Origin of the sequence: Mycobacterium hubeiense (assembly GCF_002838065.1) — a bacterium.
Lineage (GTDB): Bacteria > Actinomycetota > Actinomycetes > Mycobacteriales > Mycobacteriaceae > Mycobacterium > Mycobacterium hubeiense.
Genome location: NZ_PIZU01000001.1, coordinates 195,393 through 216,627, shown reverse-complemented (window position 1 = coordinate 216,627; position 21,235 = coordinate 195,393). Strand labels below are relative to the sequence as shown.

Annotated in this window: 21 protein-coding genes; 11 read left to right on the top strand and 10 right to left on the bottom strand. The window is 66.2% G+C overall.

Annotated features, from left to right (window positions below; all coding sequences use genetic code 11):
• Positions 1 to 23: 23 nt before the first annotated feature.
• The 4 genes from uvrC to whiA are packed head-to-tail and all read left to right on the top strand — an operon-like array spanning position 24 to position 4,934.
• Entirely contained in the window at positions 24 to 2,015 is a 1,992-nt protein-coding gene (gene uvrC / locus CWS39_RS00985; RefSeq protein ID WP_102141029.1) for an excinuclease ABC subunit UvrC, read from the top strand.
• A complete protein-coding gene (gene rapZ / locus CWS39_RS00980; RefSeq protein ID WP_233213312.1) occupies positions 2,012 to 2,938 on the top strand; it encodes an RNase adapter RapZ in 927 nt (308 codons plus the stop codon). The genes uvrC and rapZ overlap by 4 nt, the downstream gene beginning before the upstream one ends.
• Positions 2,935 to 3,960, top strand: coding sequence for a uridine diphosphate-N-acetylglucosamine-binding protein YvcK (gene yvcK, locus CWS39_RS00975; RefSeq protein WP_102141028.1), 1,026 nt, complete (start codon positions 2,935 to 2,937; stop codon positions 3,958 to 3,960). The genes rapZ and yvcK overlap by 4 nt, the downstream gene beginning before the upstream one ends.
• Positions 3,957 to 4,934: a DNA-binding protein WhiA gene (gene whiA / locus CWS39_RS00970; protein ID WP_102141167.1), complete on the top strand. Its 978-nt coding sequence runs from the start codon at positions 3,957 to 3,959 to the stop codon at positions 4,932 to 4,934. The genes yvcK and whiA overlap by 4 nt, the downstream gene beginning before the upstream one ends.
• Positions 4,935 to 5,018: 84 nt before the next feature.
• On the opposite strand, the gene CWS39_RS00965 is transcribed toward whiA, so the two are convergent.
• Positions 5,019 to 5,405, bottom strand: a complete 387-nt coding sequence (locus CWS39_RS00965) for a hypothetical protein (RefSeq protein WP_102141027.1) — start codon at positions 5,403 to 5,405, stop codon at positions 5,019 to 5,021.
• A 66-nt stretch (positions 5,406 to 5,471) separates the two neighbouring features.
• Here CWS39_RS00965 and CWS39_RS00960 point away from each other — a divergent pair, with 66 nt between their 5' ends.
• From CWS39_RS00960 to secG, 6 genes are all read left to right on the top strand, one after another.
• The gene (locus CWS39_RS00960) at positions 5,472 to 6,185 is read left to right on the top strand and encodes an ABC transporter substrate-binding protein (RefSeq protein ID WP_102141026.1); all 714 of its coding nucleotides are present in this window, start codon (positions 5,472 to 5,474) and stop codon (positions 6,183 to 6,185) included.
• Positions 6,186 to 6,229: 44 nt separating this feature from the next.
• The gene (locus tag CWS39_RS00955; RefSeq protein ID WP_102141025.1) at positions 6,230 to 6,691 is read left to right on the top strand and encodes a hypothetical protein; all 462 of its coding nucleotides are present in this window, start codon (positions 6,230 to 6,232) and stop codon (positions 6,689 to 6,691) included.
• 77 nt (positions 6,692 to 6,768) lie between these two features.
• Positions 6,769 to 7,791 carry a type I glyceraldehyde-3-phosphate dehydrogenase gene (gap, locus tag CWS39_RS00950; protein WP_102141024.1) on the top strand — a complete coding sequence of 341 codons (1,023 nt, stop codon included), beginning with the start codon at positions 6,769 to 6,771 and terminating at the stop codon, positions 7,789 to 7,791.
• Positions 7,792 to 9,006, top strand: coding sequence for a phosphoglycerate kinase (locus tag CWS39_RS00945; RefSeq protein ID WP_102141023.1), 1,215 nt, complete (start codon positions 7,792 to 7,794; stop codon positions 9,004 to 9,006).
• A complete protein-coding gene (gene tpiA, locus CWS39_RS00940; protein WP_102141022.1) occupies positions 9,003 to 9,788 on the top strand; it encodes a triose-phosphate isomerase in 786 nt (261 codons plus the stop codon). Before CWS39_RS00945 ends, tpiA begins: the two co-directional genes overlap by 4 nt.
• Before the next feature lie 30 nt (positions 9,789 to 9,818).
• Positions 9,819 to 10,052, top strand: a complete 234-nt coding sequence (secG, locus tag CWS39_RS00935) for a preprotein translocase subunit SecG (protein WP_102141021.1) — start codon at positions 9,819 to 9,821, stop codon at positions 10,050 to 10,052.
• Here secG and CWS39_RS00930 read toward each other — a convergent pair whose 3' ends face one another.
• Complete coding sequence (locus tag CWS39_RS00930; RefSeq protein ID WP_142386787.1) at positions 10,053 to 10,436, bottom strand: hypothetical protein; 384 nt, start codon at positions 10,434 to 10,436, stop codon at positions 10,053 to 10,055.
• Between the two features lie 129 nt (positions 10,437 to 10,565).
• Here CWS39_RS00930 and ppc point away from each other — a divergent pair, with 129 nt between their 5' ends.
• Complete coding sequence (gene ppc, locus CWS39_RS00925) at positions 10,566 to 13,361, top strand: phosphoenolpyruvate carboxylase (RefSeq protein ID WP_102141019.1); 2,796 nt, start codon at positions 10,566 to 10,568, stop codon at positions 13,359 to 13,361.
• Here the strand turns inward: ppc and CWS39_RS00920 are convergent.
• The 8 genes from CWS39_RS00920 to tkt all read right to left on the bottom strand — a co-directional run bounded on the left by CWS39_RS00920 (position 13,358) and on the right by tkt (position 21,173).
• Positions 13,358 to 13,732, bottom strand: a complete 375-nt coding sequence (locus CWS39_RS00920) for a methyl-accepting chemotaxis domain-containing protein (protein ID WP_102141166.1) — start codon at positions 13,730 to 13,732, stop codon at positions 13,358 to 13,360. The genes ppc and CWS39_RS00920 overlap by 4 nt on opposite strands.
• A gap of 208 nt (positions 13,733 to 13,940) precedes the next feature.
• Positions 13,941 to 14,213 carry a hypothetical protein gene (locus tag CWS39_RS00915; RefSeq protein WP_306768665.1) on the bottom strand — a complete coding sequence of 91 codons (273 nt, stop codon included), beginning with the start codon at positions 14,211 to 14,213 and terminating at the stop codon, positions 13,941 to 13,943.
• A 41-nt stretch (positions 14,214 to 14,254) separates the two neighbouring features.
• A complete protein-coding gene (locus tag CWS39_RS30125) occupies positions 14,255 to 14,482 on the bottom strand; it encodes a hypothetical protein (protein ID WP_306768664.1) in 228 nt (75 codons plus the stop codon).
• A 262-nt stretch (positions 14,483 to 14,744) separates the two neighbouring features.
• A complete protein-coding gene (pgl, locus tag CWS39_RS00910; RefSeq protein ID WP_102141018.1) occupies positions 14,745 to 15,455 on the bottom strand; it encodes a 6-phosphogluconolactonase in 711 nt (236 codons plus the stop codon).
• A complete protein-coding gene (opcA, locus tag CWS39_RS00905; RefSeq protein ID WP_102141165.1) occupies positions 15,455 to 16,399 on the bottom strand; it encodes a glucose-6-phosphate dehydrogenase assembly protein OpcA in 945 nt (314 codons plus the stop codon). The genes pgl and opcA overlap by 1 nt, the downstream gene beginning before the upstream one ends.
• Positions 16,396 to 17,952, bottom strand: a complete 1,557-nt coding sequence (zwf, locus tag CWS39_RS00900; RefSeq protein WP_102141017.1) for a glucose-6-phosphate dehydrogenase — start codon at positions 17,950 to 17,952, stop codon at positions 16,396 to 16,398. Before zwf ends, opcA begins: the two co-directional genes overlap by 4 nt.
• The gene (gene tal / locus CWS39_RS00895; RefSeq protein WP_102141016.1) at positions 17,949 to 19,067 is read right to left on the bottom strand and encodes a transaldolase; all 1,119 of its coding nucleotides are present in this window, start codon (positions 19,065 to 19,067) and stop codon (positions 17,949 to 17,951) included. Before tal ends, zwf begins: the two co-directional genes overlap by 4 nt.
• Before the next feature lie 15 nt (positions 19,068 to 19,082).
• A complete protein-coding gene (gene tkt / locus CWS39_RS00890) occupies positions 19,083 to 21,173 on the bottom strand; it encodes a transketolase (protein WP_102141015.1) in 2,091 nt (696 codons plus the stop codon).
• Between the last annotated feature and the right edge of the window lie 62 nt (positions 21,174 to 21,235).

Sequence of the window (21,235 nt, the reverse complement as noted above, 5' to 3'; positions counted from 1 at the left end):
GCACCGCAAGTAACCTGGAATCTGTGCCCGATCCCGCGACGTACCGACCCGCACCCGGGTCGATTCCCGTCCAGCCGGGCGTGTACCGATTCCGTGACCCGCACGGCCGGGTGATCTATGTCGGCAAGGCCAAGAGTCTGCGCAGCCGGCTGACGTCCTACTTTGCCGACATCACCACGCTGAGCCCGCGCACCAGGCAGATGGTAATGACTGCGGGCAGCGTCGAGTGGACGGTGGTCAACACCGAAGTCGAAGCCCTGCAGCTGGAATACAACTGGATCAAGGAGTTCGACCCGCGGTTCAACGTCCGCTACCGCGATGACAAGTCGTATCCCGTTCTCGCCGTGACGCTCAACGAGGAGTTCCCGCGCCTCATGGTCTACCGCGGGGCGCGCAAGAAGGGGGTGCGCTACTTCGGGCCGTATTCGCACGCCTGGGCCATCCGCGAGACACTCGACCTACTGACCCGGGTGTTCCCCGCGCGCACTTGTTCGGCCGGAGTATTCAAGCGGCACAAGCAGATCGACCGGCCATGCCTGCTGGGCTATATCGACAAATGCTCGGCGCCGTGCATTGGACGGGTGACCGCAGACGAGCACCGCCAGATCGTGCTCGACTTCTGCGATTTCCTCGCGGGCAAGACCGACCGGTTGGCCCGCGATATGGAAATCCAGATGAATCAGGCCGCCGCGGAGCTCGACTTCGAGCGGGCTGCGCGGTTGCGCGACAACATCTCTGCACTCAAGCGCGCCTTGGAGAAGCAGGCCGTGGTTTTCGGCGACGGCACCGACGCCGACGTGGTGGCGTTCGCCGACGACGAACTCGAAGCGGCCGTACAGGTGTTCCACGTGCGCGGTGGCCGGGTGCGCGGTCAGCGCGGCTGGATCGTCGAAAAATCCAGTGACCCAGGCGAATCCAGCGAGGAACGGCTGGTGGAGCAGTTCCTCACCCAGTTCTACGGCGAGCAGGCCGAACTCGACGGCGCCGCCGACGAATCACTGAGCCCCGTGCCGCGCCAGGTTCTGGTGCCGTGTCTGCCGTCGAACGCCGACGAACTGGCCACGTGGCTGTCCGGGCTACGCGGCTCACGTGTCGTGCTGCGCGTGCCCCAGCGCGGTGACAAACGGGCGTTGGCCGAGACCGTCAAGCGCAACGCGCAAGATGCACTGGCCCAACACAAACTCAAGCGGGCCGGTGACTTCAACGCCAGATCCGAAGCGCTGCAAGGTATTCAGGAAGCGCTGGGGCTGGCCGACGCTCCGCTGCGCATCGAGTGCGTCGACGTCAGCCACGTCCACGGCACCGACGTGGTGGCCTCGCTGGTGGTCTTCGAAGACGGGTTGCCGCGCAAATCCGATTACCGCCACTACGCGATCCGGGACGCCGCAGGCGGCGGGCGCTCCGACGACGTGGCGTCGATCGCCGAGGTGACGCGGCGGCGGTTCGCGCGCCACCTGTCCGACCTGCAGAACACCAATGTGCCTCCCGGCGAAGGAAGATCGCGCCGATTCGCCTACCCACCCAACCTGTTCGTCGTCGACGGCGGCGCCCCGCAGGTCAACGCCGCGCAGGCGGTGCTCGACGAATTGGGCATCACCGACGTCGCGGTGATCGGGTTGGCCAAACGTCTGGAAGAGGTGTGGGTGCCCGCCGAGCCCGACCCGGTGATCATGCCCCGCAACAGCGAAGGTTTGTATCTGCTGCAACGGGTTCGCGACGAGGCCCACCGGTTTGCCATCACGTACCACCGCAGCAAACGCTCCAAACGGATGACGGCATCGGCGCTGGACTCGGTGCGCGGCCTGGGGGAGCACCGGCGCAAGGCGCTGGTCGCACACTTCGGTTCGGTGGCCCGGTTGAAGGAAGCCAGCATCGAGGAGATCACCGCGGTGCCCGGAATCGGCGTCGCGACGGCCAAAGCCGTGCTCGAGGCGCTCGGTGTGGCACCCTCCGCACCGGATTCCGATGCGCTGCCTGCCGCGATGGGCGATGATCAAAGCAGGGCATTCCGATGACAGAGCACGAGACTGGAGAGCATCTGCGGGACAACGACGTCGCCTGCGAACAGGCAACTGGAGGCATTGACGTCGTCCTGGTCACCGGCCTGTCCGGAGCCGGGCGCGGCACCGCCGCCAAAGTGCTGGAGGACCTGGGCTGGTATGTCGCCGACAACCTGCCGCCCGAGCTGATCGCGCGGATGGTCGACCTGGGTCTGGCCGCCGGTTCGCGTATCACCCAACTCGCCGTCGTGATGGACGTGCGCTCGCGTGGCTTCACCGGCGATCTGGACTGGGTGCGCAACGACTTGGCCACCCGCAACATCACACCTCGCGTGCTGTTCATGGAGGCCTCCGACGACATCCTGGTGCGCCGGTACGAGCAGAACCGCCGCAGCCATCCGCTGCAAGGCAACCAGACTCTGGCCGAAGGCATTGCCGCGGAGCGCGCCATGCTGGCACCGGTGCGGGCCACCGCCGATTTGATCATCGACACGTCGACGCTGTCGGTACCGGCTCTGCGGGAAAGCATCGAGCGGGCGTTCGGCAACGAAACCGTCGCGCACACCAACGTCACCGTCGAGTCGTTCGGCTACAAGTACGGGCTGCCGATGGACGCCGACACCGTCATGGATGTCCGATTCCTGCCCAACCCGCATTGGGTTGACGAACTGCGGCCGCACACCGGTCAGCATCCGGCGGTGCGCGATTACGTGCTCGGTCAGCCTGGCGCAAGCGAATTCCTCGACACCTACCATCAATTGCTGAACGTCGTCATCGACGGCTATCGCCGGGAAGGAAAGCGCTACATGACTGTTGCCATCGGTTGCACCGGCGGAAAACATCGCAGTGTCGCGATGGCCGAGGCGCTGGCCGGACGGCTACAGGGCGGTGACCAATTGACGGTGCGGGTGCTGCACCGGGATCTGGGCCGCGAATGAGTGCGCGCATCGTTGCGTTGGGGGGCGGCCACGGCCTCTACGCCACACTGTCGGCCGCCCGTCGGCTCACCCCGCATGTCACCGCGGTGGTCACCGTCGCCGACGACGGCGGATCCTCCGGACGGCTGCGCAGCGAACTCGACGTAGTCCCACCCGGTGATCTGCGAATGGCGTTGGCGGCGTTGGCTTCTGACAGTCCGCACGGGCGGCTGTGGGCGACCATCATCCAGCACCGGTTCGGTGGCAGCGGTGCGCTGGCGGGGCACCCGATCGGCAATCTGATGTTGGCCGGGCTCAACGAGGTGCTCGCCGATCCGGTGGCGGCGCTCGACGAGCTGGGCCGCATCCTCGGTGTCAAGGGTCGGGTGTTGCCGATGTGCCCGATCGCGTTGCAGATCGAGGCGGACGTCGCCGGCCTGGAGGCAGACCCGCGAATGAGCCGGGTGATCCGCGGTCAGGTCGCGATCGCCACCACCGTCGGCAAGGTGCGCCGGGTGCGGCTGCTGCCGGGCGATCCGCCGGCCACCCGGCAGGCGGTCGACGCGATCATGGCGGCGGACTTGGTGGTACTCGGCCCCGGATCCTGGTTCACCAGTGTGATTCCGCACGTTCTGGTGCCGCAGTTGGCGGCCGCGCTGCAGGCGACCGAGGCGCGACGCGCGCTGGTGCTCAACCTCGCGGCGGAGCCGGGAGAGACCGCTGGGTTCTCCGTCGAGCGGCACATCCATGTGTTGGCCCAGCACGCACCGGAGTTCACCGTGCACGACATCATCGTCGACGCCAGCCGGGTGCCCAGCGAGCGCGAACGCGAGCAGCTCAGCCGCACGGCGAACATCCTGGATGCCCGTGTTGAGTTTGCTGACGTGTCCAGACCTGGTACACCTTTACATGACCCGGCGAGGTTGGCGGCGGCCCTGGAGGGCGTTCGCCTGCGCGGTATGGCACCCGGTCAAAGTGTCCAGGCGCCGACCGTCCCCACCCCGACAGTGAACGGACCGAGAGGTGACGACCAGTGGCGATGACAGCCGAGGTCAAGGACGAGCTGAGCCGGCTGGTGGTGAACTCGGTCAGCGCTCGCAAGGCCGAGGTGGCTTCGCTGCTGCGATTCGCTGGAGGCTTGCACATCGTGTCGGGCCGGGTGGTGGTCGAGGCCGAGGTCGATCTCGGGATCATCGCGCGCCGGCTGCGCAAGGACATCTACGACCTGTACGGGTACAACGCTGTCGTGCACGTGTTGTCGGCCAGCGGTATCCGTAAGAACACGCGCTATGTGGTTCGGGTGGCGCAGGACGGAGAGGCGCTGGCACGCCAGACCGGTCTGCTGGACTTGCGTGGTCGTCCGGTTCGCGGGCTGCCCGCCCAGGTGGTCGGCGGTAGCGTCGCCGACGCTGAAGCCGCTTGGCGCGGAGCCTTTTTGGCGCACGGCTCGCTCACCGAACCCGGCCGCTCGTCGGCGTTGGAGGTCAGTTGCCCGGGGCCCGAGGCGGCGTTGGCGTTGGTGGGCGCAGCGCGGCGACTGGGGGTGAGCGCCAAGGCGCGCGAGGTGCGGGGCGCCGATCGTGTCGTGGTGCGCGACGGGGAGGCCATCGGCGCGTTGCTGACGCGGATGGGTGCCCAGGACACCAGGTTGACGTGGGAAGAGCGCCGGATGCGCCGCGAGGTGAGGGCGACCGCCAACCGGCTGGCGAATTTCGACGACGCCAACTTGCGACGCTCGGCCCGCGCCGCGGTGGCCGCCGCCGCCCGCGTCGAGCGGGCACTGGAGATTCTGGGCGACAGCGTGCCGGACCATTTGGCCGCGGCGGGCAAGCTGCGTGTCGAGCATCGACAGGCCTCGCTGGAGGAACTCGGCCGGCTGGCTGACCCGCCGATGACGAAAGACGCTGTGGCGGGCCGTATTCGGCGTCTGCTGTCGATGGCCGATCGCAAGGCCAAACAAGAGGGCATCCCCGACACCGAATCGGCCGTCACCCCGGATCTGTTGGAAGACACCTGATTTCCGTGTGACATCCGCTTTGAGATTGCAGTCAGGGCTGTGATATCGAGCTGATCCCGACCATGGGTGCCATATGAAACCGGTTCAGCCGCGGCGGTCGATGATGAGGTCTTTGATCTCGGCAAGCTGCTCGTCAACTGATCGGAATGTTGCCCGCGTCTCTTGGCGAAAGTCGATGAACTCGATCTTGAGTGCGGCGACGTCGGTCTTGAGTGCGGCGACGTCGGTCTTGAGTGCGGCGACGTCGGTCTTGAGCGCGGCGACGTCGGTCTTGAGCGCGGCGACGTCGGTCTTGAGCGCGGCGACGTCGGTCTTGACTGTCGTCAGTTCTGACGTGGCACGCGCCAGACCAACCGAGTGCTCGCGCTGATTGGCGCCGAGTGCATTGACTGCGGCCAACACCGCGCGGTAGTCCGCATGGGAGGCTTCCAGCGCCGCGACGCGCGCCTCCAGATCCTCGTGCGTGGCCACGTGGTGAGCGTATCGGTTGCCGCCCGATGCCCGCTGAAGTTATCCACAGGGCGATACCGTGAGGCCATGGAGACGCTGAGAGTCGGGGCGGTCTTCCCCGATCCGCCGTTCAACGGAATGCCCGACGATGGCGGGCTCGACATCGAGTTGATGACTGCGATCGCCGACGCGCTGGGCATGACGGCCGAATTCATCCCCTACGACGGCACCGACTTCAATGGCATCTTCGACGCCCTCAACGCGGGTGCCTACGATTGCGTGGCCTCCGGCATGACCGTGACACCCGAACGCGAAAAGAAGGCCAAGTTCCTTGCGCCGTACCTGATTTCCGGGCAGGCGCTGGCCGTCGACACCCGCCGGCTGCCGCGCGTCCACTCCGTCGACGACCTCGAAGGCCTCACCATCGGCGTGCAACAAGGTGACACCGGCATGCCGATCGCCGACGAACTCGTCGCGGCGGGCAAGGCCACGAGCGTGCGCGTCTATGACCGCGGCGCCATCCGTGCCGCGCTGGACGATCTGCCCACCGGTGGCTGTGACGCCGTCATGACGCTGGCGCCGGTGCTCACCGAACTGGTCAAGACACTCGACGGTGTCGAGGTGGTGCAGCGCGGCCTCTCCGCTGAAGACATCGCCGTCGCCGTCAGCCTCACCGACCAGCAGTTGTTCGGCCGGATGTCGGTGGCTCAGGCGGAACTCGAGGACGACGGGACCCTGCAGCGGATCCGACGGAAATGGCTGGGCAACCCGTACGCCGACCAAAGTCTGGCGGCGCACTGACGCGATCGGGGTTGCACCGCAAACCCGTTGGGTATTCGGCAGCTGTGCAGTTGCTGCACGATGTGCTGATCGCAGTGCATGCCGTATTCGGTGGCCTGGCCTTTGTCGCCGGGCTGGTGGCGCTGCGGAGCGGTCGCCTGTTCGCGATCTTCCTGTGGTCGTTGGTGGGCACTATCGCCTCGTTGGCCGGCGCCGTCATCGTGGGCTGGGCGGCCTACACCACCGCCGAGCGGATCATCTTTCTGGGACTCACCGCGCTGGGCGTCTACATGGTGGCTCGTGGCGTCGGCGCCGCACAGCTGCGGCCGGCCGGCGGACCATCGACGCGCCGGTATGTGTCGCACCTGGGCTTCAACCTGATCGCGCTGTTCGACGCGTTCGTCGTGGTCTTGGTGCTCGACCTCGGCGGGCCGGTGTGGCTGATGGTCGTCGCTGGTGTGGCCATCGCCGTCGGCGGGCATTTTTTGCTCGACGCCATCGAACATCGCGTCGTACGGACGGGCTAGTACCAGCCCGCGCACCCCGATCACCGCCCCACTAGGCTGGCCCCCGAGTAGATCAAGAGCGATTGAGGGAGAGACAAGTGACGATCCGGGTGGGCGTTAACGGCTTCGGCCGCATCGGACGCAATTTCTACCGGGCCCTGGAGGCGCAGAAGGCCGAAGGCAAGAGCACCGACATCGAGATCGTTGCGGTCAACGACCTCACCGACAACGCCACGCTGGCGCATCTGCTGAAGTTCGACTCGATCCTGGGTCGCCTACCCGAAGACGTGTCGCTGGAAGGCGACGACACCATCGTCGTCGGCAACACCAAGATCAAGTCGCTCGAGGTCAAGGAAGGCCCGGCCGCGCTGCCGTGGGGTGACCTCGGCGTCGACGTCGTCGTCGAATCCACCGGCATCTTCACCAACGCCGCCAAGGCCAAGGGCCACCTCGACGCGGGCGCCAAGAAGGTGATCATCTCCGCGCCGGCCACCGACGAGGACATCACCATCGTCATCGGCGTCAACGACGACAAGTACGACGGCAGCCAGAACATCATCTCCAACGCCTCGTGCACCACGAACTGCCTCGGCCCGCTGGCCAAGGTGCTGCACGACGAGTTCGGCATCGTCAAGGGCCTGATGACCACCATCCACGCCTACACCCAGGACCAGAACCTGCAGGACGGCCCGCACAAGGACCTGCGACGCGCCCGAGCCGCCGCGCTGAACATCGTGCCGACCTCCACCGGCGCCGCCAAGGCCATCGGCCTGGTGCTGCCAGAGCTGAAGGGCAAGCTCGACGGCTACGCGCTACGGGTGCCGATCCCCACCGGCTCGGTGACCGACCTGACCGCCGACCTGTCCAAGTCGGCCAGCGTCGAAGACATCAACGCCGCTTTCAAGGCCGCCGCCGAGGGCAAGCTCAAGGGCATCCTCAAGTACTACGACGCCCCGATCGTGTCCAGCGACATCGTCACCGACCCGCACAGCTCCATCTACGACTCCGGGCTGACCAAGGTGATCGACAACCAGGCCAAGGTGGTGTCCTGGTACGACAACGAGTGGGGCTACTCCAACCGCCTCGTCGATCTGGTCGCGCTGGTCGGCAAGTCGCTGTAAATGCTTGTCAAGACTCTCGACGACCTTCTGGCAGAAGATGTTTCGGGTCGGGGCGTCTTGGTGCGCTCCGATCTGAATGTGCCCCTCGATGACGACGGCGCCATCACCGACCCTGGTCGCATCATCGCCTCGGTGCCCACCCTGAAGGCCCTGTCGGATGCGGGCGCCAAGGTGGTCGTCACCGCGCACCTCGGCCGACCCAAGGGCGGCCCGGATCCGAAGTTCTCACTCAAACCGGTGGCCGCCGCGCTGAGCGACGAGCTCGGCCGCCATGTGCAGCTGGCCGGTGATGTCGTCGGCTCCGACGCGCTGGCCCGCTCCGAGGGACTGACCGACGGCGACACCCTGCTGCTGGAGAACATCCGCTTCGACCCTCGCGAAACCAGCAAGGACGACGCCGAGCGTCTGGCGCTGGCCAAGGCGCTGGTCGAATTGGTCGGGGACGACGGGGCTTTCGTCTCCGACGGCTTCGGTGTGGTGCACCGCAAGCAGGCATCGGTGTACGACGTCGCGACCCTGCTGCCGCACTATGCCGGCACACTTGTGGCCGCCGAAGTCAAAGTGCTTGAGCAGCTGACCAGTTCGACCGAGCGGCCGTACGCCGTGGTGTTGGGTGGCTCGAAGGTGTCCGACAAGCTGGCCGTCATTGAGCAGCTGGCCCAGAAGGCCGACAGCCTGCTGATCGGAGGCGGTATGTGCTTCACCTTCCTTGCGTCACAAGGAGTCTCAGTCGGCAAGTCGCTGGTGCAGCCGGAGATGATCGAGACCTGCGCCAAGTTGCTGGACACCTATGCCGACGTGATCCACCTACCGGTCGACATCGTGGTCGCCGACGAGTTCAAAGCCGATTCGCCGCCGGAAACCGTTACGGCCGACCGCATCCCGGAGGACAAGATGGGCCTCGACATCGGGCCCGGTTCGGTGAAGCGCTTCACCACGCTGTTGTCGAACGCCAAGACGATCTTCTGGAACGGCCCGATGGGCGTGTTCGAGTTCCCGGCGTTCGCGGCGGGCACCAAGGGCGTGGCCGAGGCCATCGTCGCCGCAACCGAAAAGGGCGCGTTCAGCGTCGTCGGCGGCGGCGACAGCGCAGCGGCCGTGCGGGCACTGGATCTCCCCGACGACGGGTTCTCCCACATTTCGACCGGTGGCGGGGCGTCGCTGGAATACCTTGAAGGCAAGACGTTGCCGGGCCTGGAGGTACTTGAATCGTGAGTCGCAAGCCGCTGATCGCCGGCAACTGGAAGATGAACCTCAACCACTTCGAGGCCATCGCCCTGGTGCAGAAGATCGCATTTTCGTTGCCGGACAAGTACTTCGACAAGGTCGATGTGGCGGTACTGCCGCCATTCACCGACCTGCGCAGTGTGCAGACGCTGGTCGACGGGGACAAGCTGCGGCTGACCTACGGCGCGCAGGATCTGTCGCAGCACGACTCCGGCGCATACACCGGCGATATCAGCGGGGCGTTCCTGGCCAAGCTGGGCTGCAGCTACGTGGTCGTCGGACACTCGGAGCGCCGCACCTACCACCATGAGGACGATGCGCTCGTCGCGGCTAAGGCCGCCGCCGCCTTCAGGCACGGCATCGTCCCGATCATCTGCATCGGTGAGCAGCTCGAGGTGCGCGAGGCCGGCAACCACGTCGAGCACAACGTCGAGATGCTGCGCGGTTCGCTGGCCGGGCTGTCAGCCGAGCAGATCGGCCAGGCTGTTATTGCCTACGAGCCGGTGTGGGCGATCGGCACTGGCCGGGTGGCCAGCGCCGCCGACGCCCAGGAGGTCTGCAAGGCCATCCGCGACGAGCTGGGCAAGCTGGCGTCGCCGCAGCTCGCCGCCGGAGTCCGGGTGCTCTACGGCGGGTCGGTCAACGCCAAGAACGTCGGCGAGATCGTCGCGCAGGCGGATGTCGACGGCGCACTGGTGGGCGGCGCGTCGCTGGACGGCGAGCAATTCGCCACCTTGTCGGCCATCGCCGCTGGTGGGCCGCTTCCGTGAGCGCTCGTCAGACCCGGTAGTCTGTCGGCCATGGAACTCGCTCTGCAGATCGTGCTGGTGGTCACCAGTGTGCTGGTGGTGCTGCTGGTGCTGCTGCATCGTGCCAAGGGGGGCGGCCTGTCCACCCTGTTCGGCGGCGGCGTTCAGTCCAGCCTGTCCGGGTCGACGGTGGTGGAGAAGAACCTCGACCGGTTGACGCTGTTCGTGACCGGCATCTGGCTGGTCGCGATTATCGGCGTCGCGCTGCAGATCAAGTACAGCTGATCAGCCAGCCGCCCCGGCGGGCGGCGCAACTGTCCACGGCGGCGCGGGGTTGGCCGGTGACGCCGGCTCCAGGACCGCTGTCGGCATGTCACCGACGATCACTCCCGGGGGTAACCGGGGCGGGACTCCTGGTTCGCCCGCGGCGCCTTGCGCCTCGGCCGGTGGGGCGTAGCAATTGGGTGACCCGTCCGGTTGCGTGTCATTGGGGTCGGAGGTCGGCGTTCCGCCGGCGTCGAGGCAGCAGAAGTCCGCGTTTCTGACGGTCTTCTTCATGCACTCGTCGTATTTCTCGACGTCGAAAACCTCTTCGGCGGCCGCGATGGCGGGGCTCCCGAGGGCAACGGCGATGGCGAACAATGCCGCAGGGATAAGAGGGTTTGACATGGCAACTCCTTGACGACGTTGCTGTAAGAATCGTGCACACGTCGTGGTGAAGCGTGGACGTTTATCGACAAATTTGTCGTTCGCCGGCCTCGTTCTGCGCGGTCAGGCCCGCGCGCCGATACTTGGGTCATGTCCGAGATCGCTGACGTTGCCCTGGAACCGATCGGTTCGGTGCGCCGTACACAGGTCGGGCGCGAGGCGACCGAGCCGATGCGTGAGGACATCCGCTTGCTCGGCGCGATACTCGGCGACACCGTGCGCGAACAGAATGGCGACGAGGTGTTCGAGCTTGTCGAGCGCGCCCGCGTGGAATCGTTTCGGGTACGCCGCTCCGAGATCGACCGTGCCGAGATGGCGCGGATGTTCGACGGCATCGACATCCACCAGGCCATCCCCGTCATTCGGGCCTTCACCCATTTCGCGCTGCTGGCCAACGTCGCCGAGGACATCCACCGCGAGCGACGGCGGGCGATCCATGTGGCGGCGGGGGAGCCGCCGCAGAACAGCAGCCTGGCCGCCACCTATCTGAAACTTGATGAAGCGCAGCTGGATTCGGCGACAGTGGCCGATGCGCTGACCGGTGCGTTGGTATCGCCGGTGATCACCGCGCATCCCACCGAAACCCGGCGCCGCACCGTCTTCGACACTCAACACCGCATCACCGAACTGATGCGGCTGCGCCTGCACCGCCACACCCGCACGGCGGACGGCCGTGACATCGAGCACGAGCTGCGCCGTCACATCCTGACGCTGTGGCAGACAGCACTGATCCGGTTGTCCCGGTTGAAGATCCAGGACGAGATCGACACCGGACTGCGCTACTACCCGGCGGCGTTCTTCGACGTCATCCCGCAGGTCAACGCGGAGGTGCGCAGCGCGCTGAATGCCCGGTGGCCCGACGCCGGTGTGCTAACGGAGCCGATGCTGCGGCCCGGCTCCTGGATCGGCGGTGACCGCGACGGCAACCCCAACGTGACCGCCGATGTGGTGCGCCTGGCGACCGGCAGCGCCGCCTATACCGCATTCGCGCACTACTTCGACGAAATCACGGCGCTGGAACGGGAATTGTCGATGTCGGCACGGTTGGTCGATGTCAGCGACGAGCTCGCGGAGTTGGCCGACGCCTGCCATGAGCCGGCCCGAGCCGATGAGCCCTATCGGCGGGCGTTGCGGGTGATTCACGGCCGGTTGACCGCGACCGCGGCCGAGATCCTCGACCGTCAACCCGAACACGAACTCGACCTCGGACTGCAGCGCTATCAGACAGCGGACGAGCTGCTCGCCGATCTCGACGTCATCGATCAATCGCTGCGAGGCCACGGCAGCGCGGTGCTCGCCGACGACCGGCTGGCGCGGTTGCGCGAAGCTGTGCGGGTGTTCGGATTCCATCTGTGCGGGCTGGACATGCGGCAAAACTCTGAGGTGCACGAGGAGGTGATTGCCGAGCTGTTGGCATGGGCGGGTGTGCATGCCGACTACCGGTCGCTCTCCGAACCCGAGCGGGTAGAACTACTGGCCGCCGAACTCGCGACGCGGCGCCCCTTGGTCGGCGATTCCGCCGAATTGTCCGAGCTGGCCCGCAAAGAACTCGACATCGTCAGGGCGGCGGCGCGGGCCGTGCACGTGTTCGGGCCGCAGGCGGTGCCCAACTACATCATCTCGATGTGCCAATCGGTGTCAGACATGCTCGAGGCGGCGATCCTGCTCAAGGAGGCCGGTCTGCTCGACGCGTCAGGTCCGCAGGTGTACTGCCCAGTCGGAATCGTGCCGCTGTTCGAGACCATCGACGACCTGCAACGCGGTGCGTCGATTCTGGAAGCGGCGCTTGACCTTCCGCTGTATCGGGCGGTGGTGGCGGCGCGAGGCGACCGCCAGGAAGTAATGCTCGGCTATTCCGATTCGAACAAGGACGGCGGCTATCTGGCCGCCAATTGGGCGCTGTACCGGGCGGAGCTGGATCTGGTGGAGTCGGCCCGCAAAACAGGAATCCGGGTGCGGCTCTTCCACGGTCGCGGCGGCACCGTGGGCCGCGGTGGAGGACCGAGCTACGACGCGATCCTGGCGCAGCCGCCGGGAGCCGTGCATGGTTCGCTGCGGATCACCGAACAGGGTGAGGTGATCGCCGCCAAGTACGCCGAACCCCAGATCGCGCATCGCAACCTCGAAACTCTGCTTGCGGCAACGCTGGAGGCGACGCTGCTGGACGTGGAAGGACTCGGCGACGACGCCGGGCCAGCGTATGAGGTACTTGACGACCTCGCCGCCCGTGCGCAACGCGCATACGCCGAACTGGTGCACGAGACACCGGGTTTCGTCGAGTATTTCAAGGCATCCACGCCGGTCAGCGAGATCGGGGCGTTGAACATCGGCAGCCGGCCGACCTCACGCAAGCCCACCACGTCCATCGCCGATCTGCGCGCCATCCCGTGGGTGTTGGCGTGGAGCCAGTGCCGCGTGATGCTGCCGGGGTGGTACGGCACCGGTTCGGCATTCGAGGAGTTCATCGGCGAGAGCGACGGCCGGCTCGAGGTACTGCAGGACCTCTACAAGCGGTGGCCGTTCTTCCGCACCGTGCTGTCGAATATGGCGCAGGTGCTGGCCAAGTCCGACATGGGACTGGCAGCGCGGTACGCGGAGTTGGTGGCCGACGAGGATCTGCGCCACCGCGTGTTCGACACGATCGTCGCCGAACACGACCGCACCATCAGGATGCACAAATTGATCACCGGCCAGGATGACCTGCTCGCCGACAACCCCGCGCTGGCCCGGTCGGTGTTCAACCGGTTCCCGTACCTGGAACCGCTCAATCACCTGCAGGTCGAGCTGCTGCGGCGCTACCGCTCGGGGGACGACGACGAACTCGTCCGGCGCGGCATCCTGCTGACCATGAGCGGACTGGCCAGCGCGCTGCGCAACAGCGGCTAGATGTGCGCGCGGTCGCGGATCGCCTTCACCCAGCCGCGCACCGCAGTCTCGGTGGCGGCCAGCGGCGCCACCGCGGCCTCACCGACGCCGACAATGCGCTCGACCCGGTCGACGATGGCTTCGAGGCGTTCCACCATCGCCGTCAGCCGTGGCGCGAGCTCGTTGATGTGGTTGATCGTCTCGTTGAACCGCTCCAGGGTGGTGTCGAGATTTCTGGTGGCCTTGTTCAGATCAACCAGGGTTTCGCCGAGCCCGGTCAGTACCTGGTCGACCTGATCGACCGTCGCGTCGGCGTTGAGCGCGGCTTGGGCCAGTGTCCTGATGCGCTCTCGACCGGAGCGCCCGCTAGTCCTGCCACCTTTATCAACCATGTCGGCCATTATTACCGGTGGAACCAATCGGACCCCGTCAACGTCTGAAACAGATGTGAGAGATCGTGGGGGAACCCAATCATCGCGTCAATGCGTATCCGACCCGCGGCGGCGAGCTGGTTCGGGTGAGTACACACAGCAGCTCGCAGAGTATGAGCTGGGGTTTCGCGACGGCGAAATCGACCGTGGTGCAAAAGAGTACGACTAATCAGAAGGGTGGTGGTTGGTAGTTGGCGGCGAGCCAGGCTTGGCGTTGGCGTTCTTCTTCGGCGATGAGTTCTTCGCGTCCTCGGCGTGGTTGGTTGCTGCGGTCTTGGCGGTGTTGTTCGCGGGTTTGTGTGCGCTTGGGCATCATGACGTCGTGGTAGGCGCCGGATTCCTCGACGGTCGGGGTCGGTAGCTGGCCGGTGGGGGCGGTGAATTCGATGGTGCCGTCGGGCAACTGGCGCTCTGTCCAGCCTGGGCAGACGATCTTGCTCAAGTGGTGACAACGGCAGTACAGCTTGCTCGTCGACGGGTGGGTCAGCCCGGCCGGGTACGGGTGGTGTGGTCGATGTCGCAACGCCCGACGCCCATGCGTTCATCGATGGCTCCGGTGGCACGGTGTGCGACAACGATCCGCACACCCCACGCCAGCGCCGCGCCGATGCCACTGGGGCGTTGGGGCGCGGGCAGGGCGCACTTCATCATCTCGCGCACCGAAAACGTCGACGCCGCGGTGATCGCGGGCCTGGATGCGATCTCGGCCATGCACCTGATTGTTCGCCCAGCCGCGGCTGATGTTCATCGCCGCCGAGATCTCGGCGCACCTGCTCAAAGGGGTGGGTGCGGCAGAAAATCGTCTCGGCCAGCTCCTGGGTGCGCAGGGTGTGTAACGCCCCGATCGCCGCGAAACGCCGCGCGATGGCCGCCGACTCCTGCCGAGTGGCCTCACCCACAGCGTCGATCAACGCCGCATCAGTGAAGTCTTCAAACGTATGTTCGATATTGCCACACCCCACCGACAAGGAGGCTAGAGCTTGCTGGCGGCACCCTCGTCGAGCAGCCACACCGTCGCATCCCGGCCCACCGCCCCGGCGGCCGGCACATCCTCCGCCGATGCGCCACCGATCGCGGCTGCCACCGCGTCGGCCTTGGCCGAGCCCGAGACCACCAGCCACACTTCTCGCGACCGTTGAACTGCGGGCAGGGTCAACGTGACCCGGCGTGGCGGCGGTTTGGGGGAGTCCGGCACGCCGACGACCAACCGGCTGGTTTCGCGCACAGCAGGGGTGTGGGGAAACAGTGAATTGATGTGTCCCTCCGGTCCCATGCCGAGCAGATGCACGTCGAAGCCTGACGGCAGTTCTTGCTCATACGCCGCGGCCGCGGCGTCGAGGTCGTCGCCGAACTCGCCGTCACTGGCCGCCATCGCGTGCACGTTCGCGGCTGGAATGTCGATGTGGTCGAGCAGCGCCTCACGGGCCTGCTTGTAGTTGCGCTCATCGTCGTCCGCGGGGACGAAGCGGTCGTCACCCCAATACAGGTGCACCTTCGACCAGTCGATGCGGTCTTGGCGCGCGGCGAGTTCCTTCAGCGTCCCGATACCAGTTCCGCCGCCGGTCAACACAATTGACGCGCGGCCGCGAAACTCCACCAGCGACACGATCTCCTCGGCCAAGCGCTCGCCGGCCGCGGCTACCAATGCCGCACTGTCCCCATACCTGTGCACCGACACGCTCATCATCGGCCCCCGGTCGCTTCGCTCCTGCCCGCCGGCAAGTACTGCACCTTGTCCATCCCCTGCAGCGCCTCGTGAAAGATCTCGTCAGCATCGAGCCTGCGCAGGTCCTCGGCCAGACACTCCTTGGCCTCGCGGCGCGCCAGCGGAACCAGTGAATCGGGTCTGCCTGTGCGGCTGAGTGTGGCGGTGGTACCGGTCTGCGGGCGGCTCAATGTGATTGTCTCGCTGGGCCTGACGAGTTCGACCTTCAACGGCCCGACGGCGCGTTGCACGGGACCGTCTATCCGGCTGGCCAGCCAGCCCGCCATGATGTCGAGCGCCGGTTCGTCCTTGAGGCCGGAAACCAGTGCGGAAGTGATCGGCTCGTGCGGGGCCTGGTCCACCGCCGAGGTGAGCAGTGCGCGCCAGTAGGTGATCCGGCTCCACGCGAGATCGGTGTCGCCCGGGGTGTAGCTCTGCAACCGGCTCTTGATCGACGCCAACGGGTCGGCGCCGTTGGTGGCGTCGGTGATTCGGCGAATCGCCAACTTGCCCAACGGATCCTGCGCGGGCACATCGGGGGCCACGGCGGGCCACCAGGCCACCACCGGAGTGTCGGGCAACAGGAACGGCAGGACAACGCTGCTGGCATGGTCGGCGAGTGGCCCGGACAGCAGCAGCACCACGACCTCGCCGGCACCGGCGTCGTGGCCGACCCGCAGCTGCGCATCGAGCCGGGGTTGCGCCGCATCGCGATCCAGCGGTGCCACCACGATCACCCGGCACGGATGCTCGCGGCTCGCGAAGTTCGCGGCCTCGATGGAATCTTCGACGAGATCGTTGGTGTGTGGTGCGATGACGAGAGTCAGCACCCGCCCGAGGGTGATCGCGCCGCCCTCTTCCCGCAGTCCGGTGATCTTCTTGTTGACGTCGTTGGTCGTGGTGTTGGGCAGGTCGACTATCACGGCCGCCGCCATTCCCGGCCGGTGCGGCGCAGCATCTCCTCCGCCGACGACGGCCCCCACGTGCCGGCCTCGTACTGCTCCGGCTTACCGTGTGCCGCCCAATAGTCGAGCACTGGATCCAATATCTCCCAAGACAATTCGACCTCCGCGTTCACGGGGAACAGCGACGGTTCACCGAGCAGCACATCGAGGATGAGTCGCTCGTAGGCCTCGGGGGAGTCCTCGGCAAACGCCGACCCGTAGGAGAAGTCCATGTTGACGTCGCGTACTTCCATCGCGCTGCCGGGCACTTTGGACCCGAACCGTAGCGTGATGCCCTCGTCGGGCTGAACCCGGATCACCAGCGCGTTCTGGCCGAGTTCCTCGGTCATGGTGGCGTCGAACGGCAGATGTGGCGCCCGCTTGAACACCAGCGCGATCTCGGTCACTCTGCGCCCCAGTCGTTTTCCGGTCCGTAGGTAGAACGGCACACCAGCCCACCGGCGGGTGTCCACCTCCAGCGTGATCGCCGCATACGTCTCGGTCGTCGAGTCCTGGGAGAACCCCTCCTCGTCGAGCAGCCCCACGACCTTCTCGCCGCCCTGCCAGCCCGCCGCGTACTGACCGCGCGCCGTCGTCTCGTCAAGGGGCTCAGCCAGTTTGACCGAGGAGAGCACCTTGATCTTCTCGGCCTGCAGCTCATGCGGAAGGAAGCTGACCGGCTCCTCCATTGCGGTGAGCGCCAGCAATTGCATCAGGTGGTTTTGGATCACGTCGCGGGCTGCGCCGATGCCGTCGTAGTAGCCGGCGCGTCCGCCCAGGCCGATGTCCTCAGCCATGGTGATCTGGACGTGGTCGACGTAGTGGGCGTTCCATACCGGTTCGAACAACTCATTGGCGAAGCGCAGCGCCAAGATGTTCTGCACGGTTTCCTTGCCGAGGTAGTGGTCGATGCGGAACACCGACTCCTCGGGGAACACGCTGTTGACGACGGCATTGAGTTCTTGGGCGCTGGCCAAATCGTGCCCGAAGGGCTTCTCGATGACCACCCGGCTCCACCGGCCCGGCTGGGGACGGGCCAGTCCGGATTCCTTGAGTTGTTCGCACACCACCGGGAATGCATTCGGCGGGATCGACAGGTAGAAGGCGTGATTGCCGCCGGTGCCGCGCTCCGCGTCGAGCTTCTCCAGTGTCTCGGCGAGCCTCGCGAATGCGGCGTCGTCGTCGAACGTGCCCTGTACGAAGCGGAAGCCTTCGGCCAGCCGGTCCCACACCTCCTGACGGAACGGCGTGCGCGCGTGCTGCTTGACCGCGTCGTACACGATCTTGCCGAAATCCTCGTCGGCCCAGTCCCTTCGGGCGAATCCGACCAGGGCGAACGAGGCCGGCAGCAGGCCGCGGTTGGCGAGATCGTAGATGGCCGGCATCAGCTTCTTGCGGGCCAAGTCGCCGGTGACGCCGAAGATCACCACGCCGCACGGCCCGGCGATGCGGGGCATGCGCTTATCGCGCTTGTCGCGCAGCGGATTACGCCAGGCTGCCGCCGCTTTCGCCTTCTCGCCGACGGCGGTCATTTGCCGGTGGCGTCGAGCTGCTTCTGCGTCTCTTCGAGGAGTTCGAGCCAGGATTTCTCGAACTTCTCGACACCTTCGTCTTCGAGCACCTTGAACACGTCCGGCAGGTCGATGCCGACCGCTTCGAGCTTGTCGAATACTTCTTGCGCCGCACCTGCGGTGCCGGTGACGGTGTCGCCCGTGATGACGCCGTGGTCGGCGACGGCTTCAATCGTCTTTTCCGGCATGGTGTTCACCGTGTTCGGTGCGACCAGTTCGGTGACATACAGGGTGTCGGAGTAGTCGGGGTTCTTGACGCCGGTGGAGGCCCAAAGCGGCCGTTGCACGCGGGCCCCGTCGGCCTTGAGCGCTTCGTAGCGCTTGCCGCCGACGAAAACTCCTTCGTAGGCGGCGTAGGCCAGCCGGGCATTGGCCACCCCGGCCTGTCCACGCAGCGCCAGCGCCTCGTCCGAGCCGATCTTTTCGAGTCGCTTGTCGATTTCAGTGTCGACCCGGGATACGAAGAACGAGGCGACCGAATGGATCTTGGATATGTCATGACCGCCTTGTTTGGCGGCTTCCAATCCGGCCAGGTAGGCATCCATCACCGCGCGGTGACGCTCGACCGAGAAGATCAGCGTCACGTTGACCGAAATGCCTTCGGCGAGTACGGCGGTGATCGCCGGCAGACCGGCCACGGTAGCGGGAATCTTGATGAACAGGTTGGGCCGGTCGACGATCTTCCACAGCTCGATGGCCTGCAGGACCGTCTTGTCTGTGTCATGGGCCAGCCGCGGGTCGACCTCGATCGACACGCGGCCGTCGACGCCGTCGGAGGCTTCCCATTGCGGCCGCAGCACGTCACAGGCGTCGCGCACGTCGTCGGTGGTCACGGTGCGGATCGCGGCGTCGACGTCGGCGTCGCGTTCGGCCAGCTCGGCGATCTGAGCGTCGTAGGCGTGGCCTTTGGACAGCGCGGTCTGAAAGATCGTGGGGTTGGTGGTGACCCCGACCACGCAGCGGGTGTCGATCAGCTCCTGCAAGTTGCCGGTCTGCAGCCGGTCACGAGATAAATCGTCAAGCCATACCGAGACGCCCGCGGCGGACAGTGCCGCGAGGTTGGGATTCTGAGCCATGACATTGCCTCCCAATCAGTTGTCGAGCGATCGCTCCGCAGCGGCCACCACAGCCTCTGGGGTGAAACCGAATTCGCGGAACAGCGTTTTGTAGTCGGCGGATTCGCCGTAGTGCTCGATCGAGACGATCTCACCGGTGTCACCAACCAGCTTGTACCAACTCTGGGCGACGCCGGCCTCGACCGCGACGCGTGCCGACACCGCGGGCGGCAGCACGGCATCTCGGTATTCCACGGGCTGGGATTCGAACCATTCGACGCAGGGCATCGACACCACCCGTGCCGTGATGCCCTTGTCCGCCAACTGCTTACGGGCTTCGACGGCCAACTGAAGCTCTGATCCGGTGGCGATGAGAATGACGTCGGGGTCCTCGTCGGTCGCCCCGCCCAGCACATAGCCGCCCTTGGCGACCCCCTCGGCGCTGGTGCCCTCCAGCACCGGAATGCCTTGGCGGGTCAGGATCAACCCCACCGGTCCGCTGCCGGCACCGCGGGCCAGGATGGAACGCCACGCGTATGCGGTCTCATTCGGGTCGCCGGGGCGCACCACCGACAGGTTCGGGATCGCCCGCAGCGCCGCGAGATGCTCGATCGGCTGATGGGTGGGGCCGTCCTCGCCCAGGCCGATCGAATCGTGGGTCCAGATGTAAATGGTGTCGATGTCCATCAACGACGCCAACCGCACCGCGGGCCGCATGTAGTCGGAGAACTGCAGGAAGGTGCCACCGAACGCGCGCGTGGGGCCGTGCAGAACGATGCCGGACAAGATCGCGCCCATCGCGTGCTCGCGCACCCCGAAGTGCAGCACCCGGCCGTACCAGTCGGCGGTGAATTCCTTGGTCGAGATCGACGGCGGGCCGAACGACGGCGCACCCTTGATCGTGGTGTTGTTGCTGCCCGCCAGATCGGCTGAGCCACCCCACAATTCGGGTAGTTTCGGTGCGACGGCGTTGAGGGCCTCGCCGAACGCAGCGCGGGTCGCGACCGCCTTCGAGCCCGGTTCCCAGTGGGGCAGGTCGGCATCCCACCCGTCGGGCAGCTCGCCCGCGGTCAGCCGGTCCAGCAGCGCCTTGCGCTCGGGCTCCCGCGCCGCCCACGCGTCGAATTCGCTTTGCCACTTCTCGTGGGCGTCCTTACCGCGGTCCACCAACTTGCGGGTGTGGGCGATGACGTCGTCGCGCACCTCGAACGTCTTTTCCGGGTCGAAGCCGAGGATCTTCTTGACCGCCGCGACTTCCTCTTCACCCAGCGCGGCGCCGTGCGCCTTGCCGGTGTTCATCAGATTCGGCGCCGGGTAGCCGATCACCGTGCGCAACAGGATGAATGACGGCTTGTCGGTGACCGCCTTGGCCGCCTCCACCGCTTCTTCGATGCCGACCACGTTCTCGCCGCCCTCGACGATCTGCACGTGCCAGCCGTACGCCTCATAGCGGGCGGCGGTGTCCTCGTTCAGGGCGATCTTGGTGTCGTCCTCGATGGAGATCTGGTTGTCGTCGTAGAAGACGATGAGGTTGCTGAGCTGCTGCGTGCCGGCCAGTGACGACGCCTCACTGGTCACGCCCTCCTCGATGTCACCGTCGGAGGCGATCACATAGATGTAGTGGTCGAACGGGCTGGTGCCGGGCGCGGCGTCGGGGTCGAACAGTCCGCGCTCATAGCGCGACGCCATCGCCATGCCCACCGCGGAGGCCAGGCCCTGGCCCAGCGGGCCGGTAGTGATCTCCACGCCCTTGGTGTGCCGGAACTCCGGGTGGCCCGGTGTTTTGGACTTCCACGTCCGCAGCGCTTCGATATCGGACAGTTCGAGCCCAAACCCGCCGAGGTAGAGCTGGATGTAGAGCGTCAGGCTGGAATGCCCCGCGGACAACACGAAGCGGTCCCGCCCGATCCAGTGCACATCGCTGGGGTCGTGGCGCATCTGCCGCTGAAACAGCGTGTAGGCCAGCGGTGCCAAGCTCATCGCCGTCCCGGGATGGCCGTTGCCGACCTTCTGCACCGCGTCGGCGGCCAGCACCCGCACCGTATCTACCGCGGCCGAGTCCAGCTCGGTCCAGTCGTCCGGGTGATCCGGAAGCGTCAGGGCGGAAATGTCTTCGACTGTGGTCACGAGCTACTTCCTCGGGTCGGCAAGCTTGTCTCCCATACCCTAGTGCGGGATGGGCCGTTGTC